Annotated in this window: 21 protein-coding genes; 13 read left to right on the top strand and 8 right to left on the bottom strand. The window is 58.5% G+C overall.

Translation table 11 applies throughout. From position 1 onward, the window contains the following. The first annotated feature begins 720 nt into the window (after positions 1-720). Together JJO78_RS04055 and JJO78_RS04050 are read left to right on the top strand one after the other, a co-directional pair. Entirely contained in the window at positions 721-936 is a 216-nt protein-coding gene (locus tag JJO78_RS04055; protein ID WP_036202898.1) for a hypothetical protein, read from the top strand. A 148-nt stretch (positions 937-1,084) separates the two neighbouring features. Continuing rightward, complete coding sequence (locus JJO78_RS04050) at positions 1,085-1,522, top strand: RrF2 family transcriptional regulator (RefSeq protein WP_075195307.1); 438 nt, start codon at positions 1,085-1,087, stop codon at positions 1,520-1,522. 7 nt (positions 1,523-1,529) lie between these two features. On the opposite strand, the gene JJO78_RS04045 is transcribed toward JJO78_RS04050, so the two are convergent. After that, positions 1,530-2,708 (bottom strand): NnrS family protein, encoded by a 1,179-nt coding sequence (locus JJO78_RS04045; RefSeq protein ID WP_075195308.1) that lies wholly within the window; start codon positions 2,706-2,708, stop codon positions 1,530-1,532. Between the two features lie 198 nt (positions 2,709-2,906). Between JJO78_RS04045 and JJO78_RS04040 the strand changes: the two genes are divergently transcribed. After that, positions 2,907-3,281 carry a SirB2 family protein gene (locus tag JJO78_RS04040; protein WP_075195309.1) on the top strand — a complete coding sequence of 125 codons (375 nt, stop codon included), beginning with the start codon at positions 2,907-2,909 and terminating at the stop codon, positions 3,279-3,281. A gap of 155 nt (positions 3,282-3,436) precedes the next feature. Here JJO78_RS04040 and JJO78_RS04035 read toward each other — a convergent pair whose 3' ends face one another. The 3 genes from JJO78_RS04035 to JJO78_RS04025 are packed head-to-tail and all read right to left on the bottom strand — an operon-like array spanning position 3,437 to position 5,703. Continuing rightward, positions 3,437-3,646 (bottom strand): DUF3565 domain-containing protein, encoded by a 210-nt coding sequence (locus tag JJO78_RS04035; RefSeq protein WP_075195551.1) that lies wholly within the window; start codon positions 3,644-3,646, stop codon positions 3,437-3,439. Between the two features lie 9 nt (positions 3,647-3,655). Beyond that, positions 3,656-4,768 (bottom strand): putative sulfate/molybdate transporter, encoded by a 1,113-nt coding sequence (locus tag JJO78_RS04030; protein WP_075195310.1) that lies wholly within the window; start codon positions 4,766-4,768, stop codon positions 3,656-3,658. A gap of 50 nt (positions 4,769-4,818) precedes the next feature. Next, positions 4,819-5,703, bottom strand: a complete 885-nt coding sequence (locus tag JJO78_RS04025; protein WP_075195311.1) for a helix-turn-helix transcriptional regulator — start codon at positions 5,701-5,703, stop codon at positions 4,819-4,821. Between the two features lie 116 nt (positions 5,704-5,819). Here JJO78_RS04025 and JJO78_RS04020 point away from each other — a divergent pair, with 116 nt between their 5' ends. The 7 genes from JJO78_RS04020 (at position 5,820) to JJO78_RS03990 (ending at position 11,407) form a co-directional block, all read left to right on the top strand. Further along, entirely contained in the window at positions 5,820-6,518 is a 699-nt protein-coding gene (locus tag JJO78_RS04020; protein ID WP_036202883.1) for an ABC transporter permease, read from the top strand. Further along, positions 6,515-7,258 carry an ABC transporter ATP-binding protein gene (locus tag JJO78_RS04015; protein WP_075195312.1) on the top strand — a complete coding sequence of 248 codons (744 nt, stop codon included), beginning with the start codon at positions 6,515-6,517 and terminating at the stop codon, positions 7,256-7,258. The genes JJO78_RS04020 and JJO78_RS04015 overlap by 4 nt, the downstream gene beginning before the upstream one ends. A 68-nt stretch (positions 7,259-7,326) precedes the next feature. Continuing rightward, positions 7,327-8,133, top strand: a complete 807-nt coding sequence (locus JJO78_RS04010; RefSeq protein ID WP_075195313.1) for a substrate-binding domain-containing protein — start codon at positions 7,327-7,329, stop codon at positions 8,131-8,133. Positions 8,134-8,198: 65 nt separating this feature from the next. Next, the gene (locus JJO78_RS04005; RefSeq protein ID WP_075195314.1) at positions 8,199-9,068 is read left to right on the top strand and encodes a formate dehydrogenase accessory sulfurtransferase FdhD; all 870 of its coding nucleotides are present in this window, start codon (positions 8,199-8,201) and stop codon (positions 9,066-9,068) included. Further along, complete coding sequence (gene mobA / locus JJO78_RS04000; protein WP_036202872.1) at positions 9,061-9,648, top strand: molybdenum cofactor guanylyltransferase MobA; 588 nt, start codon at positions 9,061-9,063, stop codon at positions 9,646-9,648. The genes JJO78_RS04005 and mobA overlap by 8 nt, the downstream gene beginning before the upstream one ends. After that, positions 9,645-10,148, top strand: a complete 504-nt coding sequence (mobB, locus tag JJO78_RS03995) for a molybdopterin-guanine dinucleotide biosynthesis protein B (protein ID WP_075195315.1) — start codon at positions 9,645-9,647, stop codon at positions 10,146-10,148. Before mobA ends, mobB begins: the two co-directional genes overlap by 4 nt. Beyond that, positions 10,145-11,407, top strand: a complete 1,263-nt coding sequence (locus JJO78_RS03990; protein WP_075195316.1) for a molybdopterin-binding protein — start codon at positions 10,145-10,147, stop codon at positions 11,405-11,407. Before mobB ends, JJO78_RS03990 begins: the two co-directional genes overlap by 4 nt. On the opposite strand, the gene JJO78_RS03985 is transcribed toward JJO78_RS03990, so the two are convergent. The 4 genes from JJO78_RS03985 to JJO78_RS03970 are packed head-to-tail and all read right to left on the bottom strand — an operon-like array spanning position 11,408 to position 15,426. After that, entirely contained in the window at positions 11,408-11,884 is a 477-nt protein-coding gene (locus JJO78_RS03985) for a DUF6505 family protein (RefSeq protein ID WP_075195317.1), read from the bottom strand. It abuts the gene before it with no gap. Next, positions 11,881-12,585: a biotin/lipoate--protein ligase family protein gene (locus JJO78_RS03980; RefSeq protein WP_075195318.1), complete on the bottom strand. Its 705-nt coding sequence runs from the start codon at positions 12,583-12,585 to the stop codon at positions 11,881-11,883. The genes JJO78_RS03985 and JJO78_RS03980 overlap by 4 nt, the downstream gene beginning before the upstream one ends. Then, the gene (locus JJO78_RS03975; protein ID WP_075195319.1) at positions 12,582-13,427 is read right to left on the bottom strand and encodes an Mrp/NBP35 family ATP-binding protein; all 846 of its coding nucleotides are present in this window, start codon (positions 13,425-13,427) and stop codon (positions 12,582-12,584) included. The genes JJO78_RS03980 and JJO78_RS03975 overlap by 4 nt, the downstream gene beginning before the upstream one ends. A 19-nt stretch (positions 13,428-13,446) precedes the next feature. Then, positions 13,447-15,426, bottom strand: coding sequence for a 4Fe-4S binding protein (locus JJO78_RS03970; RefSeq protein WP_075195320.1), 1,980 nt, complete (start codon positions 15,424-15,426; stop codon positions 13,447-13,449). 149 nt (positions 15,427-15,575) lie between these two features. Between JJO78_RS03970 and JJO78_RS03965 the strand changes: the two genes are divergently transcribed. The 3 genes from JJO78_RS03965 (at position 15,576) to JJO78_RS03955 (ending at position 17,505) form a co-directional block, all read left to right on the top strand. Beyond that, the gene (locus tag JJO78_RS03965; protein ID WP_075195321.1) at positions 15,576-16,154 is read left to right on the top strand and encodes a DUF3305 domain-containing protein; all 579 of its coding nucleotides are present in this window, start codon (positions 15,576-15,578) and stop codon (positions 16,152-16,154) included. Further along, positions 16,154-16,786 (top strand): DUF3306 domain-containing protein, encoded by a 633-nt coding sequence (locus tag JJO78_RS03960; RefSeq protein ID WP_075195322.1) that lies wholly within the window; start codon positions 16,154-16,156, stop codon positions 16,784-16,786. The genes JJO78_RS03965 and JJO78_RS03960 overlap by 1 nt, the downstream gene beginning before the upstream one ends. A gap of 107 nt (positions 16,787-16,893) precedes the next feature. Next, positions 16,894-17,505, top strand: coding sequence for a TorD/DmsD family molecular chaperone (locus JJO78_RS03955; protein WP_036202853.1), 612 nt, complete (start codon positions 16,894-16,896; stop codon positions 17,503-17,505). The last annotated feature ends 10 nt before the right edge of the window (positions 17,506-17,515 follow it).

Below are 17,515 nucleotides of genomic sequence, written 5' to 3'. Positions count from 1 at the left end.
ACATATAAATTTGGTGCCCCCCCCCCCAAAAAAAACATGACGCCAACGATGAAAGTACCCAATGATCAGATCACTAGCGGGCTTATTACATCTGTTTCTCCAAGACCAACTGAGCTTTATCGGTTTGTCGCACGCGGCACTAGCCGTCGGACCACTCTTGATTGTTCAGGCCCTAACCGGTCTCGCCATGATGTTGTCTACCCTCATTTCGGGCGTAAACGGCGAGCTCATTCTTGAGAACGCTGGGGGTTTCGGGGTTTTGTTGCCGATTTTCGACTGCTACCTCTGGTGACCTCGCGGAAGGGGGGGCTCTCCAGCTTTGTACCGAGGGAAGTCCAGCAAACGGGTGCAGCTTTGAACTATTCAGTTTCACCAGCGACACCAGACGGCTCGCCAGTTAGCTTTTTGAAATGGATAACAACATCTTTTACTACCGATAATGTGAACATCCCGGTTTTAGTTGCCCAACGATTTTTTCTCGCAAATTCTCGGTCGACCCCCTCTCCGCCAATCTCTATCAACTCCTGGCCCGCGCTGCATCGCCAGCGTCACGCCTTGCTGATGTAACAGTGCCCGCTGCCGCCCTTCGACGCGATATCTCTAGCGGGCTATAAATCCAATATCAGCGTACGTAATTCCACGCAGCCAACTGGCTTGCAAAGCTCTGGTCATCGATCTATATTTAAAATGTATTTTTAATATATGTTTATGAGGTGATGCATGGACAAGGTACTTGGGTTTGCCAATACGGCATTGCTGGTAGCCGTCCTGGCGCTGATTGTGACGGTGCTAGTTTCTTATCCGTTCGCGGACCATCTGAGCCTGCAGGCTCAAATCGCGGCTCATATCGGCACGCTGATTTTCGCTACGCTGGTGAAGCTGTCCTATATTCTGCGGCTGATTTCCCTGAAAGCGTTGGGAAGACCCGTACACTAGCGACCGCTAGCCAGCGGGCTGGGGTATCCTGTACGCCTCTGACGCTACGATGTGGCTTTTGGCGGGATGGGGTATATTCTTCTGCGGTCCGCTCTTTTTCCTCCTTACCCGACCGCCTTGCTAGTCGTTACCCATCAGGAGTAGTTACATGCACATCACTCGGTACACCGATTATTCGCTGCGGGTATTGATCTACCTCGCCCTTCAGCAGGAGCGGCTGGTCACCATCCAGCAAATCGCCGACAGTTACGACATCTCCAAGAACCATCTGATGAAAGTGGTGCACCAACTGACACTGAAGGGCTATATCGAGAGCGTTCGTGGCAAGAATGGTGGTCTGCGTCTGCACCGCAGACCGGAGGACATCAATATCGGCGTGTTGGTGCGTGAAACCGAGCAGGACATGAACCTGGTGGAGTGCTTTTCCAGCGACAACCAGTGCTGTATCACTCCGGTGTGTGGGCTGAAGAACATCCTGGCAGAGGCTCTGCGAGCATTCCTTAACACCCTGGATCAGTATACCCTGGCGGATATCCTAACCGAACGGCAAAAACCACAGTTGTTACGTTTATTGCAGATTGCTTGAATTAATCTCAACCTTCGCGCCCGTCGAATCTGGGCTTCATCAAAATACCGGTATAGCGAACCAGAAACAGCGTAAACGCCAGCACCCACAATGCTCCGCTCATGCGTACACCAAGCACCCAGTCGATACCGCCAAACGCCGTCGTCACGCGAACCAAGGCTGCCAGCTGTATCGCAATAAAGGCCGTCACCATTCCCGGCGGTAAAGCCAACGGCCGACCTGTATGCCCGAGCGCTACGCGGGCAACAACACCCAATACCAAGCTGCCGACAACACCCAGTCCCGCCGCATGCCCCCATGCGCTGGCCGGCCAACCCAGCAAGTGATAGCCGGCCAGCAACACTAGTGATACCGGTATCCAAAGCAGCGATACATGGAGAATCCATAGCAGTGGGTTACGGGCGACAAGCCAACCTCGCCAGCCCACCAGTCGAGCCAGCATGAACACAGCTGCAGCAATGGAGGCAGCGCCAGTGGCAACATTAAGCTCCGCCAGCTTGAACGCCAGCACCGCTATCATGCTCAGAACCGCGAGCAGGTCGAGCCTCGGGATAACCCGGATCACTGAAGGGTCGCGACCCTGCTGACGCAACCACCCTGAGGAAAATGCCGGCGTGATACGACCACCAATGATGCCGGATAATGCCATGGCCATAATCAGCCCTCCGGCGATAAATTTAGTGCTCAGAGTCACCACAAAGGCGATCTGCATACTCCAGAGCAGACCCAATATCATCAAAATCACGAGTTGGCGCCGCTGACGGGCCTGCCAGATCCGCCAGCCGGCATCGAGCATAACCAAAGGCAGGAAGGCCAGATTAACGACCTGCAGCAGAAGATCAGGTAGACCGCCCCCCAGCAACAGCAGTAGTCGCCCGGCAAGCCAGACCAACCAGAGTCCCAGCAACCGGGCTCCATGTGTACGCTCGGTATTCGTCCAGACACAGACCGCCGTGAGCAGAAAACCCGCGATCGCGGCGGAAAGGAAGCCAAACAACATCTCGTGCTGGTGCCAGAGTATACCCGGCATCGCCAAGGGGGGCTGAACCACACCCGTGGCCACTAAAATCCACAGCGGCACGAACACGATGGCGATCAGCGTCAGCGAAAGGAAAAATATCCTGAACGGGTAGCTGAATAGTTGCCTTACGGAAGGCTTGGCAGGATTGGCCGCAATGGTCTGCATAGCACTCAAACTCCTAGAAACAGTTTGATTGAACGACCAGGGAAGTTTATCTTTTATAAAATGTATTTTATATAAATCTTTATAGGTAAATCCATTAGCAGTTAGCTTAAAATTGACCGGAATTTTTAGCGGAGCGCCACGAACAGGCATCATCATGACGTTCGCGCCCGCAGATTGAGCGCAAACAGGAGACGCTTAGTGCACTGGTATACCTTGCTGAAAACTCTTCACGTGACGACAGCTTGCCTGACCGCAGCGTTATTCACTCTTCGCCTGGCTCTCGATGCCTCTGGACGGCCAGGCTGGCGTACCACGCCACTGAAGTGGCTTCCCCACCTCAACGATACCGTGTTACTGGCTGCAGCCTTGGGCCTGCTAGTCGTTACCGGCTGGATGCCGTTCGTTCACCACTGGCTTACGGGCAAAATCTTGCTGCTACTGGGCTATATCATCGCCGGTCGGTTTGCCATGAGACCCCAGTACCGTTTTTCAACTCGACTGATCGCGAGCATCCTTGCCCTCGCTCAATTGGCGCTCATATTCTGGCTGGCGCTGAATAAGCCGATGTTTTAACTCAATCGAGCACAATGCCTTCATCGAAGCCCCCTCCTCTGGTGTACCAGGGCACTTTTCAACGGACAGCGCCGCCTATATCTCCATGTAAGTCGCCGATTTTCCGATCATTTTATATTATTAAACGGGCTTTCCCTGTGTCGTTGATAACCTGATCACGGTTGGCTATCCGGCGGAGCACCCTCCTCACATTTTCTGCAGTCAAGCTCAAGCCCCAGCCTCGACTTTCTACCTTCCACTGAAGTGACCCAAGGGCGGTTCACCCACGGCGGCGAATGACGCACATGCTGATTGTGGCCGCACGCCAACTGTGCAACCCAGTGGTTTTCCTTGTCTTTATGATAGCCAGTGATGGGTTGTTTCATAAGCTCCAATCACGCAAGAGACCGGGCTGGCCGAACCGCTTCCGCAACCATCCCCGCCAGAAGCCCGAAAAAGGGATCGGCCCAGACGGTCACCAGTGCGGTTATCGCAATGACCGGCCAACATGACGGCTTGGCTGCCCAGAGACGCCTGGACATGGCAAGCTCAACGGCGGCTACCAACAACAAGGCACCTAGACCCGCCACCGGAATGGCGGCAATAAATGAAAAGCCGCCCGGCAGAAAAGCAACCATGAGCAAAGCGGTTCCCAGCAGAACGGGGGCCATGCCGGTCCGGGCACCGAAACGATGGTGCGCGGCCACGCCTCCGGCGCCATGACACATGGGCAAGGCCCCGAGCGGAACGAGAAAAAGGTTGGCCAACCCCGTTGTCACAGACAGGCGGCCTGGCGACACACGGTGCGATTGCTCGCCGAAGTAATCCCCAACCACCAGGGCCGTCAGTACGACGGCGTTGGTGATAGTAAGCGCCAACTGAGGTAACACCAGCACGGACATCGCCTGCTGCCAATCGTTTATGCCTGGCAGTTGAGGTAGTGCAAATGGAACCGAACCTGCTGCGGGCAGCGTCAGTCCCGGCGCGCCCAGTACCGCGCCGATCACTAACGCCACACCAAGTCCTATCAGGGCTGCTGGCCAGTTCGGCAACACCTTGAGGGTGATACCTAACACCGCCAAGGTAATCACACCCAACGACAAGGACGTGGCCATCAACCCCAGGCTCATGTTGGCCAGCAGCAACCCCAGCCCCAGTTGAAGGCCGCTCAATACCGAGCCGGGCACAAGACGTGCCACACGGTTAATCCATCCGGTTGCGCCCAGGAGTAGTAGTACTGCTCCGATCAGCACGCCACTTGCCACCAGGCTTTGGGAAGTCACCTCGGTGGTCAGCAACAACGCAGCAACCGCTTTCATCGGTTGCACCGGTATCGGCAGCCGATAGTACAGCCCGGTTGCAATGTAGAACACAGCAAACCCCAGCAGTACAGGTACCGGTGCCAGCCCTGCCACGCCGATCGCCCCAAGACTCAGTGGCAGCAGGGTACCGATGTCACCCAGCGCCCCGCTGACCTCCTTCACTGGATCTTTCGGGTTTAAGGGCATGCGAACTCCTGGTTCATTGGCCTGTTTTTTAAAGTTATTATTGGCAACGCTCACGCGTTATAGACGACATGTCCCAGCTCCGTGATGTCGTAACCGCCCAACGCCTCGGCGCGCTGTACAAATCGCTCGCTACCGGCAAACGCCAGCAACCTCTGCATGGCCGGATCAAAGTAGTGGCGCCGGCGCATGGCCAGATCAAAATGCTCCTGTTGCAGCGGAATAAACGCCAATCCCTGGCGCCGGGCCGCCGCTTCGATTCCCACGCCAACATCCGCTTCGCCCTGGCGAATGGCCAAGGCGAGATCGTCTTCGCTGAGCGACGGATGCGTTGCCCACGTGAGGTGTCTGGCATCGAGGCGGTGGCGTGCCAGCAAGCTCTGCAACAAATGGCTGACGCCGGCATCGGGCTGGCGATGCGCCAGACGTATGCCGGGGCGGGCGATATCCTCCAAGCGGGCAAGTCGGTGAGGGTTATCGGCGGCTAAGAGGAGCCCCTGCTGGCGCTTCGCCCAGCGAATCAGCACCAGGTCGCGCATGCCGCTCAGCCCCAATGTGACAGGATCATTGTAGCCCCGGCTTTCAGCGTGCCAGATATGCATCCCGGCGAGCATTGCGCGCCCGGCGATCAATCGCTGTACGCCATCGCCACTCCCCTGACACAGCAGCGCCAGCTCTGCACCGCTCTCCTTCACCGCCCACTCCAACAGTGGATCCTGGCTGCCCGCCAGGACCGGCGGGGTTGGCGAACTGACGGCGTCGTCACCCTCCAGATGGTTCATCAACCACAGATCAATACGCTGGCGTGGGAACAACAGCTTTCCCGTCACCCGCACACAGGGAATCACGCCCTGGCTGACCAGATCATAGACTTTGCGCTCTTTCAGACGCAGATACTCGGCAGCTTCGGCCGTGGTGAGGTATGCGGGAAGCGTCATCAATCTCTCCTGCTGCCTGGAAAAGCACTAAACTGTTTTTAGCTGCATATTTTTCAACAGGCTGTGCAAAGCGTAGTCAGAAACTCCACGATGCTCAATAACAAGGAGACGCAGCTGTGGAAAATAATGCGTTCTGCGTGGCGCTGTCGCTACTGCTAAACCTAGACGCTTCGCTCTTTCAGATCGTGGCGCTTTCGCTGCAGGTGTCGCTTATGGCGGTACTGATCGCGGCCGTTCTGGGGTTCCCCCTCGGTGCGGCGGTGGCACTGTGGCGATTCCCCGGGCGCGGCGTCATGATTGTCGTCCTCAACGCCTTGATGGGGCTGCCTCCGGTGGTGGCCGGGCTCGCCGTCTACTTGCTGCTCTCGCGAGCCGGCCCTCTGGGTGAGTGGGGGTTCCTGTTTACACCAGGAGCCATGGTCATTGCCCAGGTGGTCCTGGTATTGCCAATTCTTGCCGCGCTCTCGCGTCAGAAGGTGGAAGAGCTTCTGGGTGAGTACCGCGAGCAATTCATGTCACTGGGTATGTCGCGCTCACGCATGATGCCCACTCTGCTGTGGGATGCCCGTTTTGCGCTATTGACCGTTCTGCTTGCCGGTTTTGGCCGCGCCAGCGCCGAAGTGGGCGCGGTGATGATGGTCGGCGGCAATATTGATGGGGTCACGCGGGTCATGACCACCGCCATTGTGCTGGAAACCGGCAAAGGCAACCTGCCACTGGCACTGGGACTGGGGATTGTGCTGCTGACGCTGGTCATGCTGATTAACGCAGGCGCCTATTTGGTGGGCGAACTGACAAGGAGACGGATAGGATGACGTCATTCAACGTTCCGCTCCTTGCCTCGGCCGCCCTCCTCCCGCCACCAACGCTGCGTTTTGATGGCGTCGCCTTCAACCAGCAGGGCAAGGCGCTACTGGGACCCTGCTCATTCACCCTGGACGGCACCGGCCCTACCCTGGTGATGGGACCCAACGGGGCGGGCAAGAGTCTTCTGTTACGGCTGGCGCACGGTTTGCTCTCACCCACTCAGGGACAGGTGGCCTGGTCACGTGGGGGGCGCCCCCGCCAGGCAATGGTGTTCCAGCAACCGGTACTGTTGCGTCGCTCGGCCCTGGCCAATCTCGTTCACGCGTTGGCGGTGAACAATATCCCCCGCAAGACACGTACACAGATCGCCTGCGAAGCGCTTGAGCATTTTGGGCTTACCTCCTGCACAAACACGCCCGCGCGCGTGCTATCCGGCGGCGAACAGCAGCGCCTGGCACTGGCTCGCGCCTGGGTTCTTTCTCCTCAGGTGCTGTTTCTGGATGAACCCACCTCCGCACTCGACCCGGCGGCTATTAAAGGCGTGGAGGCGGCGGTACGCGAGTTTCATCAGCGGGGAACGCGCATCGTAATGACCACTCACGATCTGCATCAGGCCAGGCGCCTTGCCGGAGATGTATTGTTTCTTTCTGGCGGAAAAGTGTGCGAACACACCCCCGCCGACGTCTTTTTCAACAGGCCCGTCTCGCGGGAGGCACAAGCGTTTATTGCCGGAGAACTGGTGGGATAGTTTTACTCTGACGGTTTACCGGCTGGCTACTCAATGGAAGTTCCACACGCGCGAAAGGAGAAAACAAGATGAACAAAGGCTTAACCCTTGTACTCGCAGGTGTAACCAGCATGGGCCTGGCATTCAGCGCGTTCGCTGATAATTACATCACCCTGGCCTCAACGACGTCCACCCAGAACTCGGGGCTGTTCAACGCCATTTTACCGCAGTTCGAAGACACCACCGGCATCGACGTACGGGTGGTGGCAGTGGGCACCGGGCAGGCCTTTGAAATCGCCCGTCGCGGCGACGCCGACAGCCTTCTGGTGCACGACACCGCCGGAGAAAAGCGCTTTGTCGAGAACGGCTTCGCCACCGAGCGCGCCGATGTCATGTACAACGATTTCGTATTGATTGGCCCCGCAGACGATCCGGCGAATATTGGTGAGGCGCAAAGTGCCGCCGAAGCCTTCGCGGCGATTGCCAATGCCAAGGCACCCTTCACCTCACGCGGCGATGACAGCGGCACCAATCGCGCCGAGTTACGCCTCTGGGAGAACGCCGGCGTGGACCCCGACGGCGACTGGTACCGCGAACTCGGCAGTGGCATGGGGCCAACCCTCAACACCGCCGCAGCCATGGACGCGTACGTGATGTCGGACCGCGCCACCTGGGTGGCGTTTGGCAACCGCCAGAACCTGAGGCTGCTTTTTGCCGGCGACGAAGTATTGTTCAACCAGTACGGTAGCCTGCTGATCTCCGAAGAGAAGCATCCGCATCTCAAGCACGATCTCGCTGAACAGTGGCACAACTGGCTGATTTCCGAGGATGGCCAGCAAGCGATTGCAGGCTTCAAGGTAGACGGACAACAGCTGTTTTTCCCGAATGCCAAATAGGCTAATCTCTGGGGACGTGCATCGAGATTCAAGTCCGTGGCGTTCCTGGAAGAGCTATAACAACAATGACGATTAATCCGATACTGCCCGATCCCAAAGACCCTCGTTTGTCCCGCGCCGTCGAGGGCGTTGATGAAAACTGTCAATCAAAGTCCATCAGCGTGATCGAGGAGCGCCCCCTGACGATCTATCTGAACAGCCAGGAGATCGTCACCGCCATGACCATTGGCGATCACCCGGAGTATCTGGCCCTCGGTTTTCTCCTGAATCAGGGTATGCTGAAGGAAACCGATCAGGTCACCGGAATTGACTTCGACGAAGAGCTGGAAGTCGCCGTGGTGCGTACCGCAGGTGTTACCGATGTCGAAGACAAACTGGAAAAGAAAACCCGGACGTCCGGCTGCGCCGTGGGTACGGTGTTCGGTGACATGATGGCGGGGCTTGAAGGCCTGTCGCTACCAGACACGCCGGTGCACACCAGCACGTTCTACGATCTTTCCTACCAGATCAACCACACCCCCAGCCTGTACATGGAAACCGGCGCCATTCACGGCACGGTTCTGTGTCAGGATCGCCAGATTCTGGCGTACATGGAGGATGTCGGGCGCCACAACGCGGTGGACAAGATCGCAGGATGGATGTACCTGAACGGCATCACCGCCGCCGACAAAGTCCTCTACACCACGGGCCGCCTGACCTCCGAAATGGTCATCAAAACGTCCCTGATGGGAATCCCGACCCTGATCAGCCGGTCGGGCTTTACCGCCTGGGGCGTCGATATTGCCCGGCAGGTCGGATTGACCCTGATCGGTCGGATGCGCGGTAAAAAGTTCACGTGCCTCAGTGGGCAACACCGCCTGGTGTTCGATCAGGACTTGTCACAGGTTCCTGACGAGGACAAAAAGCACCGTCGAAAGGGGGCCGAGCATGACTGATTGCGCGGTCATTCTGGCGGGCGGCCAGGCCAACCGGATGGGCGGCGGCGACAAGGGACGATTGATGCTGGGTGATCAGTCGTTGATCCAGCGGGTCATCGACCGGATCACACCGCAGGTGGACGCCGTGGTGTTGAACGCCAACGGCGATCTGAGTCGGTTTGATGATCTGGGTCTGCCAGTGGTGGCTGATTCAATCGCTGATTTTCCAGGCCCGCTGGCAGGTGTTCTGGCGGGCATGGATTGGGCGGCCGAACAAGGGCATGAATGGCTGATCAGCGTCGCTGCGGACACCCCCTCGTTCCCCCGGGACCTCGCTGCACGGTTGGCCGGGCATGACACGCCCGTGGTGCTCGCAGCGACACCGGATCCGGAACGTGGTCGCCTGCCCCAGCCAACGTTTGGCCGCTGGCGGGTCGCGTTGCGGGATGATCTTCGAGCCGCCCTGAACGACGGCGTGCGCAAGATCCGCCAGTGGACACAAGCCCAGGGTGAAACCCTGGTGGTGTTCGGCGAGGACGACTTTTTCAACATCAACACACCGGAAGACCTGGCCTGGGCGGAGAAGCACCTGAAGTGAATGTCATCGGCATTGTGGGCTGGAAGAACAGCGGAAAAACCACGCTGGCAGCAGCCTTGATTCGCGAGCTGTCCAGCAGGGGGTTAACGGTTAACTCGATCAAGCACGCCCATCACGGGGTGGATGTCGACCAACCCGGTACCGACAGCTACAAGCACCGCGATGCCGGCGCTCGCGAGGTTATCCTGGCGGGCGGGCGACGCTTTGCCATCATGCACGAACTGCGCGGCGCTGAAGAGCCAACGCTGGATGAATTGCTGGCGCGGCTGGGCCCCTGCGACTGGGTGGTGGTCGAGGGCTTTAAAACCCACCTGCATCCCAAGATTGAAGTGCACAGGCAGGAAAGCACCCGTGCGCCCCTCTACCCGGAGGACGACAGTATCATTGCCCTGGTGGCGGACTATGTAGCGGACTACGCTGCGGATTTTCCGGGCCCCGTTTTCGATGTAAACAATGTACCCGCCATCGCTGACTTTATTCTGAGCCCAGGGACATCATGAACAGGAAAACAACGACTCCACTTCGTAACGATTGTTTCGCCCTGCCCCCCGGGGTGAACTGGACGCCGGTGGAAGAGGCACTGGAGCGGCTGCGCTCACGCCTACATCCGGTAGTGGAGGTGGAACACGCCGTTTCGCTGTCGCAGATCAATGGGCGAATCCTGGCAAGCGACGTCCATGCGCCTCGCGCTCATCCCCCAAGCAACAATTCCGCAGTCGATGGCTATGCCTTCGCAGGACCTTTGACAGACGTGCCCTGCAGCCTGCCCCTGATTGATGGCCGCAGCGCCGCCGGTGAACCGTATATGGGGAACGTGCCTGCGGGCCACGCCATCCGGATTCTGACCGGCGCGGTGATTCCGGCCGGCACGGATACCGTGGTCCTCGAGGAAGACTGCGAAGTCCGAGATGGCCAACTGCAGTTGAACGGCACGTTAAAAGCCGGCGCCAACGCGCGCAAAGCCGGCGAGGACATCAAGGCACAGGATCGAATCCTCACGGCAGGCACCCGCCTGACGCCAACCCAGATTTCAGTACTTGCCAGCGTAGGCATCGAATCGGTCGACGTCTATCACCGCCTGCGCGTCGGCGTTTTATCCACGGGGGATGAAGTAAAGCCCGTCGGCTCAGCCGTCACCGACTGGCAGATCTATGACGCCAACCGGCCAATGCTGAATGCCCTGGTGGCACAACTGGGCTATGAGCTGGTGGACCTTGGTCATGTGCTCGACCGGGCCGAAGAAGTCAAAGCGGCGCTGGAGCGAGGCTCGGAACAATGCGACCTGATCCTCACCAGCGGCGGCGTGTCTGCCGGCGACGAGGATCACGTATCGAAAATGCTGAAAGCACACGGTGACATCAGTAACTGGCGCATTGCGATCAAACCGGGCCGCCCGCTGGCGCTGGCCATGTTTCTGGGAACGCCCGTGGTGGGTTTGCCGGGAAACCCGGTCGCCGCCTGGGTCTGCGCACTGCGTTTTGGCGCGCCGGCGATGGCGTTGCTGGCAGGAGGGAACTGGTTCGAACCCCAGGGTTATCTCGTGCCCGCTGGCTTTTCCAAGAATAAGAAACCGGGGCGCAGCGAGATGTTGCGGGCCCGCGTTCGGGATGGGCAGGTTGAGGTATTTGGCTCTGAGGGCTCTGGACGTGTAACCGGCCTGGCCTGGTCCGAGGGTTTGGTGGAGCTGGACGAAAGCGCCCAGCAGATAGAACCGGGCACCCTGGTGCGGTTTATTCCCTATGGCAGTTTCGGACTGTAATCAGTCAACGCTGCCATGTACGGCAAAGGCCTCCAGCGATGCATCCTGCGGGCCCCGGGAGCGGTAGGTTTCCTCAACACCCAGTTCGGTGAGCGTGCGGCTGACCATCAACAGCGTGTTGTCCTCGAAGTCCTCACACATGCTGCGCATCTGGTCGATTTCCTCACAGGCGACCGGATAGGCCGCATCGATATCCGGAGCGCCGTAACACTCAACAAACGTCTGCGCCAAGGTCTGGCGTAAATGTTCCAACTCCGCTTCGGTGATATCGCACACGCCCACAAAACTGGCACGACCGCCTGACTCGATGCTGTACCAACCGTTGCTGAAGGCCTGCCGGGCCTTTCCCTTCAGGTCTGCTTCGATCCAGTTGGAAAACTCAAACCCGCCGGATATCGCCCATTCACCGCTGGGAGCCGGCAGGTCAAATACATTGTCATCGGATACATCCAGTCGCAGGGTTCGGGCCAGTTTCATACGTGCTCCGCAAATTCGATCAAACTCACTGTTTCGGTCATGACATCCTGGCGCAACAGCATTCGGCCCTTTTCATCCAGGCCCACAAAGAGCCCGGGCTTTGGCAGGTCGATCATTTTGCCCAGGGTGTCACAGCGTGGCCGCCACTCATTGTGTATACGCTCAAAGCCACTGTCCATGAAGTAAGTCAGCCACAACAATGTGTGCTTGGACCAGCTTTCCAGAAGCGCCATGGGCGTGATCTCAACACAGCCTTCCTCGTGCAGACAGGTCTGGTTCGGCGTCTCGCCCGGCTCGCCGCCCACCGGCAAAAAAGGCACATCGATGCCGACCACCAGCCAGTTTGGATGAGCGCTGGGATCTGACACATCCGCAGCAAAACGGACACCGCCGCACACCGCGCCATTGACCTTGATACGATCGGGCCATTGGAAGAACACCGGCACTTCGGGCGGGGCCAGCGCGCCCAGACTTTCAGCCAGGCCTATCTGGGCCACGTAGACCACCTGGACAGCCTCTTCCAATGAGGTTTCCGGCGCCAGCACCAGGGCCGCGCGCAAAACGTCCACCGCGTCGGAATAGAAGATCGTGCCGGAATCAACTCCGGCAATGGCACGGCTGACGGCCTTATCAAACGGATCCGTCTGGTTTGGCACCCGTTCGCCTGTAAACAGCGGTGGTAAGCTCGGCGACACGCTCATCGCATGGCCTCGGCGTACACTTCGGAGGCGATCAGTTCATCGGCGATGCGCTGAAAAGCCCTCGACTGAGGGCTATCCGGCTTCGATACCACAATCGGGACACCGCCATCCGAACCAACGCGGATGTCCAGATCCAGCGGAATCTCGCCCAGGAATGGCGAGCCCAATTTTTCAGCCTCCGCCCTGGCACCGCCGTGCCCAAACGGATGGTGCTCTTTGCCGCAACCATCGCAGATAAAAGAGGCCATGTTTTCAATCAGGCCGAACAGGGGCACATCCATCCGTTTGAACATATCGATGCCTTTGCGCGCGTCCATTAACGCGATGTCCTGGGGGGTTGAGACCACAACCGCCCCTGCGACAAAGAATTTCTGGCTCAGGGTCATCTGGACATCACCGGTGCCCGGGGGTAAGTCCACCAGCAAGACATCCAGCCGGCCCCAGTCCACCTGGTTCATCATCTGTTGCAGGGCGCCCATCAACATGGGCCCACGCCAGACAATGGCTTCATCATCAGAGGCCATCAGGCCCAGGGACATCAGGGTCACCCCGTGATTGCGCAGCGGCAGTATGGTATTTCCGTCAGGGCTGGACGGCCGACCTGAAACACCCATCATTCGGGGCTGGCTGGGACCGTACACGTCGGCATCCAACAGGCCCACTTTCAGACCTTTCGAAGCCAGTGCAACCGCCAGGTTGGAGGCCACGGTCGACTTTCCGACTCCCCCTTTGCCGGAGGCGATGGCAATGATGCGGTCAACGCCTTTCGGGTTCTTGTCCTGAGGCCGGGGAGCGTCGGTACCAATCAGGTTCGGTTTTCCTACTTCGGTGTATTCAACCATGTCGCGTCCTGTTTTTATTCTAGCTGTCCAGGTAGTCGTCTCTGGTGCGAACCCTTGGGCGCTCTCCTCCTGCCAGAGGCGCGTTTTCCCCGTGGAACTGAGATTTCACCCGACAGTCGTCACACATCTTTATAAGCTGGACGTTATCGGCGTTTTTGTACATCCAGTGCTGATTCTCCAGTTTTTCAACGATCCGGTTGATGGTGCTGGCAACACCGAAGGGCTTTCCACACTTGATGCATTCGAAAGGCTCCTCGCCGTGCAGTGCCCGGGCGCTTAGCGCCCCCTTGGACAGATCCAGTTGCGGCTTCAGGTTAATGGCTGTCTCGGGGCAGGTGCTGTCGCAGACGCCACACTGAACACAGGCATTTTCCGTGAACTGAACCTCCGGCCGGTCCGGATGGTCGCCAAGGGCGCCAGTCGGACACAGAGACACGCAGGCCAGACAGAGCGTGCATTTATCGGAATCGATTTCGATAGCACCATAGGGCGCGCCCTGTGGCAGGGGGATCGGCGCTTCAACACCGTCCGCCATCGCACTGACGGTAACCCGTGTGATGTCACGGCGGCCGCCAACCAGTAACACGGGCTCACTGACGCGGCCCGCATTGTCCCCTTCTGCACTGAGCTCGTCAGTCGCAACCACCCGGATCCGGGTGGGCGAATGGTGGGCACCGCTCACCATGGCCTGAGCCAGTTCCACTTCCGCGGCAACGGCCTGGCGGTCAGTCTCGTTGTCCGCCAGCAGCAGGACTTCCGCATAGCCGGCGCCCAGTGCGGCCAGGATCTCGGCATGGCCGATACGATCGATATGCTCAAGCCCCATCGGAATCAGGTCGTCCGCCAGCCCATCGCCGTACCGTGCCAGGTGCGCCATGGCCTCACCACCGGCGTCCAGGGTATGGAACACCAGGCGAGGGGATTCTTCGGTATGTTCACGATACACCCTGGCCATCACGTCCACGGCTTTGGTCAGGGCTTCGAACGGGCTTTCGTTCATGGTGATGGCTGAGGTCGGGCAAACAGCCGCGCAGGAGCCACAACCGGCACAGATATCCGAATCAATCTGCACGTGGTCACCGAACGAAAAAATGGCCTCGGTAGGGCAGACATCCAGGCAGCGGGTACAGCCGGTTTTGTTGGCCCGGGAGTGGGCGCACAGGGACTCTTCCAACCTGAAGTAGACGGTTTTCTCGAACTCACCAACCCGCTCCCGGGCTGTCAGGGCAATGCGCTCCAATTCCCCGGTTTTGGCGGGGTCGGCCCAGAAATAACCGTTGCGCTTCTGATGGCTGGGAAAGGCCGGAGCGCCACCACGGAGGTCGATAAACACATCACATTCGCTACTAGCGGTGGCCTGCACCTCGCCATAACCCAGTGCACCACGGCCGGCGGGATTCAGGGTTTGCAACTGGGCAAACTCCATTCTGAAATTGCCCAGTGCGCCATAGGCTGACGTCAGTCGGCCCCTGGCCACGTCGTAGGCGGCAGAGGGAAGCTGTATGGGGCCGGCATCGTTGACGATACAGGTAACCCCCAGCTCGTCCTGTACCAGCTCGGCCATTCTTACGGCCTGTTCGGTGGGGCCAACGATACAGCACACCCCGCTGGAGCGGATCGTTTTCGCAGGCGCAATCGGAGCTGGCAGCTGGGCCGCGGCAACCAGGGCCGCTTGCTTGGCATGCTGACGTTTGGGGTTTGCACTCGCGCTCCCCCAACCAGCCCGGTCCCGGATGTCGATGGTGCCCAGCGGCGCGGAGTGCCCGATTTCAGCTTGCACATCCTCGCCCAGACGCTCAAACAGGGCAGCCTGCTGGCCACAGGCGATGAGTACGTCTGCATCACCACCCAGGTGCTCAGCGGCCATCTTCATGTCGTGGCCGCACAATTGATCCACCGCGATTACCTGTTCAGCGGCTGCGGCCTTGCGCAGCGCCTCAGGATCAAAGGACTGTGTTTTATCGCAGCTGCATAGCAGTAAGGTCTTGTGTGCCGTCATCAGGAACTCGACTCTTTTCATTGTTGTTATACGTATACGAAACACTATAGCTCTTCGAGCATGCCACAGCCGTTTGTTTTTGGACAATTGGAAAGTTGGATATTTTTTGACCTCCTGCTAGCTTGAAGGAATAACAAAAGAGAGCAGCCATGAGCAGTCGCACAGATCATTGGAAACGCGCGTTACAAGTCGGTGCCGTCGTTCGCCAGTCCCCTGGCATAACCCAGTGGGCGCGGTATATCTGGAAGCCGGTGGCGGTCATACCGGGCGCCCCCGAGGCGTTCTGGAAAGAACTGATCCGTGAAGGCGATGACGTGGATTACCACGCAGGCACGGTGACCATGGAGCTCTTTCGCGCCGACGTGGAGGGCTACCTTGTATCCCTGAACATGGCCGTTCCCTCCGTCTGGATTGTCATGGATAAGGACCAGACCGGTCGCTCTCCCTCAGGGTGGGCCGTCAGTTCCATTACCGCCAGTGCCCATGAGGCATTGGATGCACAGGACAGTGGCGAAAGTATCGTCGAGCCTGTGCCCATTCCCGAGTCTCTGGCGGCCTGGATCAAAGAGTTTGTCGATATGCACTACATCGAAGAGCCCTTCAAGAAACGGCGTCGTGACAGTGTCCAAGTCGATGGCATCGAAGACGCCAAAGGCGATCCGCGTATCCGGCAGGAGAGCGACGTCTTTCGCGCACCCGCCAACATCAAAAAACCGAGGATTCAGTGATGGCTGAGTCACGCCTGCAACGTTGGTCGCGCAAGAAAGCAGAAACCGGTAATAAAACTGAGCCGGCGGCGCCCTCGGTCGAGTCCGAGCCGTCACCGGAAGAACAGGAACTCGCCATCAATCAGACCTTGCCCGAGCACGATGTATTGGAGAAGTACGGCTTACCAGATCCTGATGCCATTGAGCTGGGTACCGATATTACCGGGTTCATGCGCAAAGAAATCCCCGAGCTGCTACGCCGCAGGGCCCTGCGATCACTTTGGAAATCCAACCCCGTACTTGCCGTGCTGGACGGGCTCAATGACTACGATGAGGATTTCACCAGCGCGGCTAGCGCGACCGGGGCCGTAAAGACCCTCTACAAGGTGGGACAAGGACTGATCGACCGAACTAAAAAGGCGGGGGAGCAGGCTGATAAAGAACGCGGGGACTCCATCACAGAGCACACGGAGCAGGCCGAAACTGCGGTAACGATGGCGCCTCCGGAACCTGCAGAAGCCATCGAGGAATCCGAGTCCGACTTCGAAGAAGTTCCGTCAGATACTGCTGGTCATACCCTACCAGTGGTCACCAAAACCGGGGAAGAATCGACACCGCGCTACCGCCCACGAATGCGTTTTGGCGATTCGTGACTCGTTAGCAACTGTAGTTGCGCCCGACACAAATCGGAGCTATATACAGTAGATCGGTGATTAAAAATTAGACAACAATAAACAAGAGACAAGAAGAGAGAGACGTCTTGGCCAACACTGCAGAAGTTCAGTGCCCTCGCTCGATCAGCGACGAAGATCGAGCCCGTGCCCAAATGTATCAGTTGCTGGGTGTCTTGCTGGGCGGCCCACCTTCAAGTGAGTTGCTGCGGGGACTGGCGACCTTAAAGGGCGACGACACTCCGATAGGAACCGCCTCCAGAAACCTCGCTGCCCTTGCCCAACGCACCACGCCCAAGGATGCCGAGCGGGAGTTCAACAACCTTTTCGTTGGCATTGGTCGTGGGGAGTTACTGCCCTACACCAGTTATTACCTGACCGGCTTTCTCAACGAGAAGCCCCTTGCGGATCTGCGCAGCGACCTGATGGCCAGGGGCATCAAGGCAAGAGACAACGTTAAAGAACCGGAAGATCACATGGGCACGCTGTGCGAAATCATGGCCGGCATTATTGCGGGCGAGTTCCTGTGTGACAGTGACCAGCCTTCTCAAAAAGCCTTTTTCGACGCACACCTGGCGAAGTGGGCGGCACTGTTCTTTACCGATCTGGAAGAAGCGCAAAGCGCGGTTTTCTACGCGCCTGTGGGCTCGCTGGGCCGGGCTTTCATGGCCGTTGAGGCTGATGCTTTTGCCATTCAATAACTGGGACCTG

The organism is Marinobacter sp. DS40M6, from assembly GCF_028581595.1.
Classification (GTDB): Bacteria; Pseudomonadota; Gammaproteobacteria; order Pseudomonadales; family Oleiphilaceae; genus Marinobacter; species Marinobacter salarius.
This window is presented reverse-complemented; position numbering and strand designations above follow the sequence as displayed.

Coding starts and splice junctions, on each gene's coding strand:
- JJO78_RS04055 (WP_036202898.1), top strand. CDS start 721: ATGGACAAGGTACTTGGGTTTGCCAATACGGCATTGCTGGTAGCCGTC.
- JJO78_RS04050 (WP_075195307.1), top strand. CDS start 1,085: ATGCACATCACTCGGTACACCGATTATTCGCTGCGGGTATTGATCTAC.
- JJO78_RS04045 (WP_075195308.1), bottom strand. CDS start 2,708: ATGCAGACCATTGCGGCCAATCCTGCCAAGCCTTCCGTAAGGCAACTA.
- JJO78_RS04035 (WP_075195551.1), bottom strand. CDS start 3,646: ATGAAACAACCCATCACTGGCTATCATAAAGACAAGGAAAACCACTGG.
- JJO78_RS04030 (WP_075195310.1), bottom strand. CDS start 4,768: ATGCCCTTAAACCCGAAAGATCCAGTGAAGGAGGTCAGCGGGGCGCTG.
- JJO78_RS04025 (WP_075195311.1), bottom strand. CDS start 5,703: ATGACGCTTCCCGCATACCTCACCACGGCCGAAGCTGCCGAGTATCTG.
- JJO78_RS04015 (WP_075195312.1), top strand. CDS start 6,515: ATGACGTCATTCAACGTTCCGCTCCTTGCCTCGGCCGCCCTCCTCCCG.
- JJO78_RS04010 (WP_075195313.1), top strand. CDS start 7,327: ATGAACAAAGGCTTAACCCTTGTACTCGCAGGTGTAACCAGCATGGGC.
- JJO78_RS04005 (WP_075195314.1), top strand. CDS start 8,199: ATGACGATTAATCCGATACTGCCCGATCCCAAAGACCCTCGTTTGTCC.
- mobA (WP_036202872.1), top strand. CDS start 9,061: ATGACTGATTGCGCGGTCATTCTGGCGGGCGGCCAGGCCAACCGGATG.
- JJO78_RS03990 (WP_075195316.1), top strand. CDS start 10,145: ATGAACAGGAAAACAACGACTCCACTTCGTAACGATTGTTTCGCCCTG.
- JJO78_RS03985 (WP_075195317.1), bottom strand. CDS start 11,884: ATGAAACTGGCCCGAACCCTGCGACTGGATGTATCCGATGACAATGTA.
- JJO78_RS03980 (WP_075195318.1), bottom strand. CDS start 12,585: ATGAGCGTGTCGCCGAGCTTACCACCGCTGTTTACAGGCGAACGGGTG.
- JJO78_RS03975 (WP_075195319.1), bottom strand. CDS start 13,427: ATGGTTGAATACACCGAAGTAGGAAAACCGAACCTGATTGGTACCGAC.
- JJO78_RS03970 (WP_075195320.1), bottom strand. CDS start 15,426: ATGACGGCACACAAGACCTTACTGCTATGCAGCTGCGATAAAACACAG.
- JJO78_RS03965 (WP_075195321.1), top strand. CDS start 15,576: ATGAGCAGTCGCACAGATCATTGGAAACGCGCGTTACAAGTCGGTGCC.
- JJO78_RS03960 (WP_075195322.1), top strand. CDS start 16,154: ATGGCTGAGTCACGCCTGCAACGTTGGTCGCGCAAGAAAGCAGAAACC.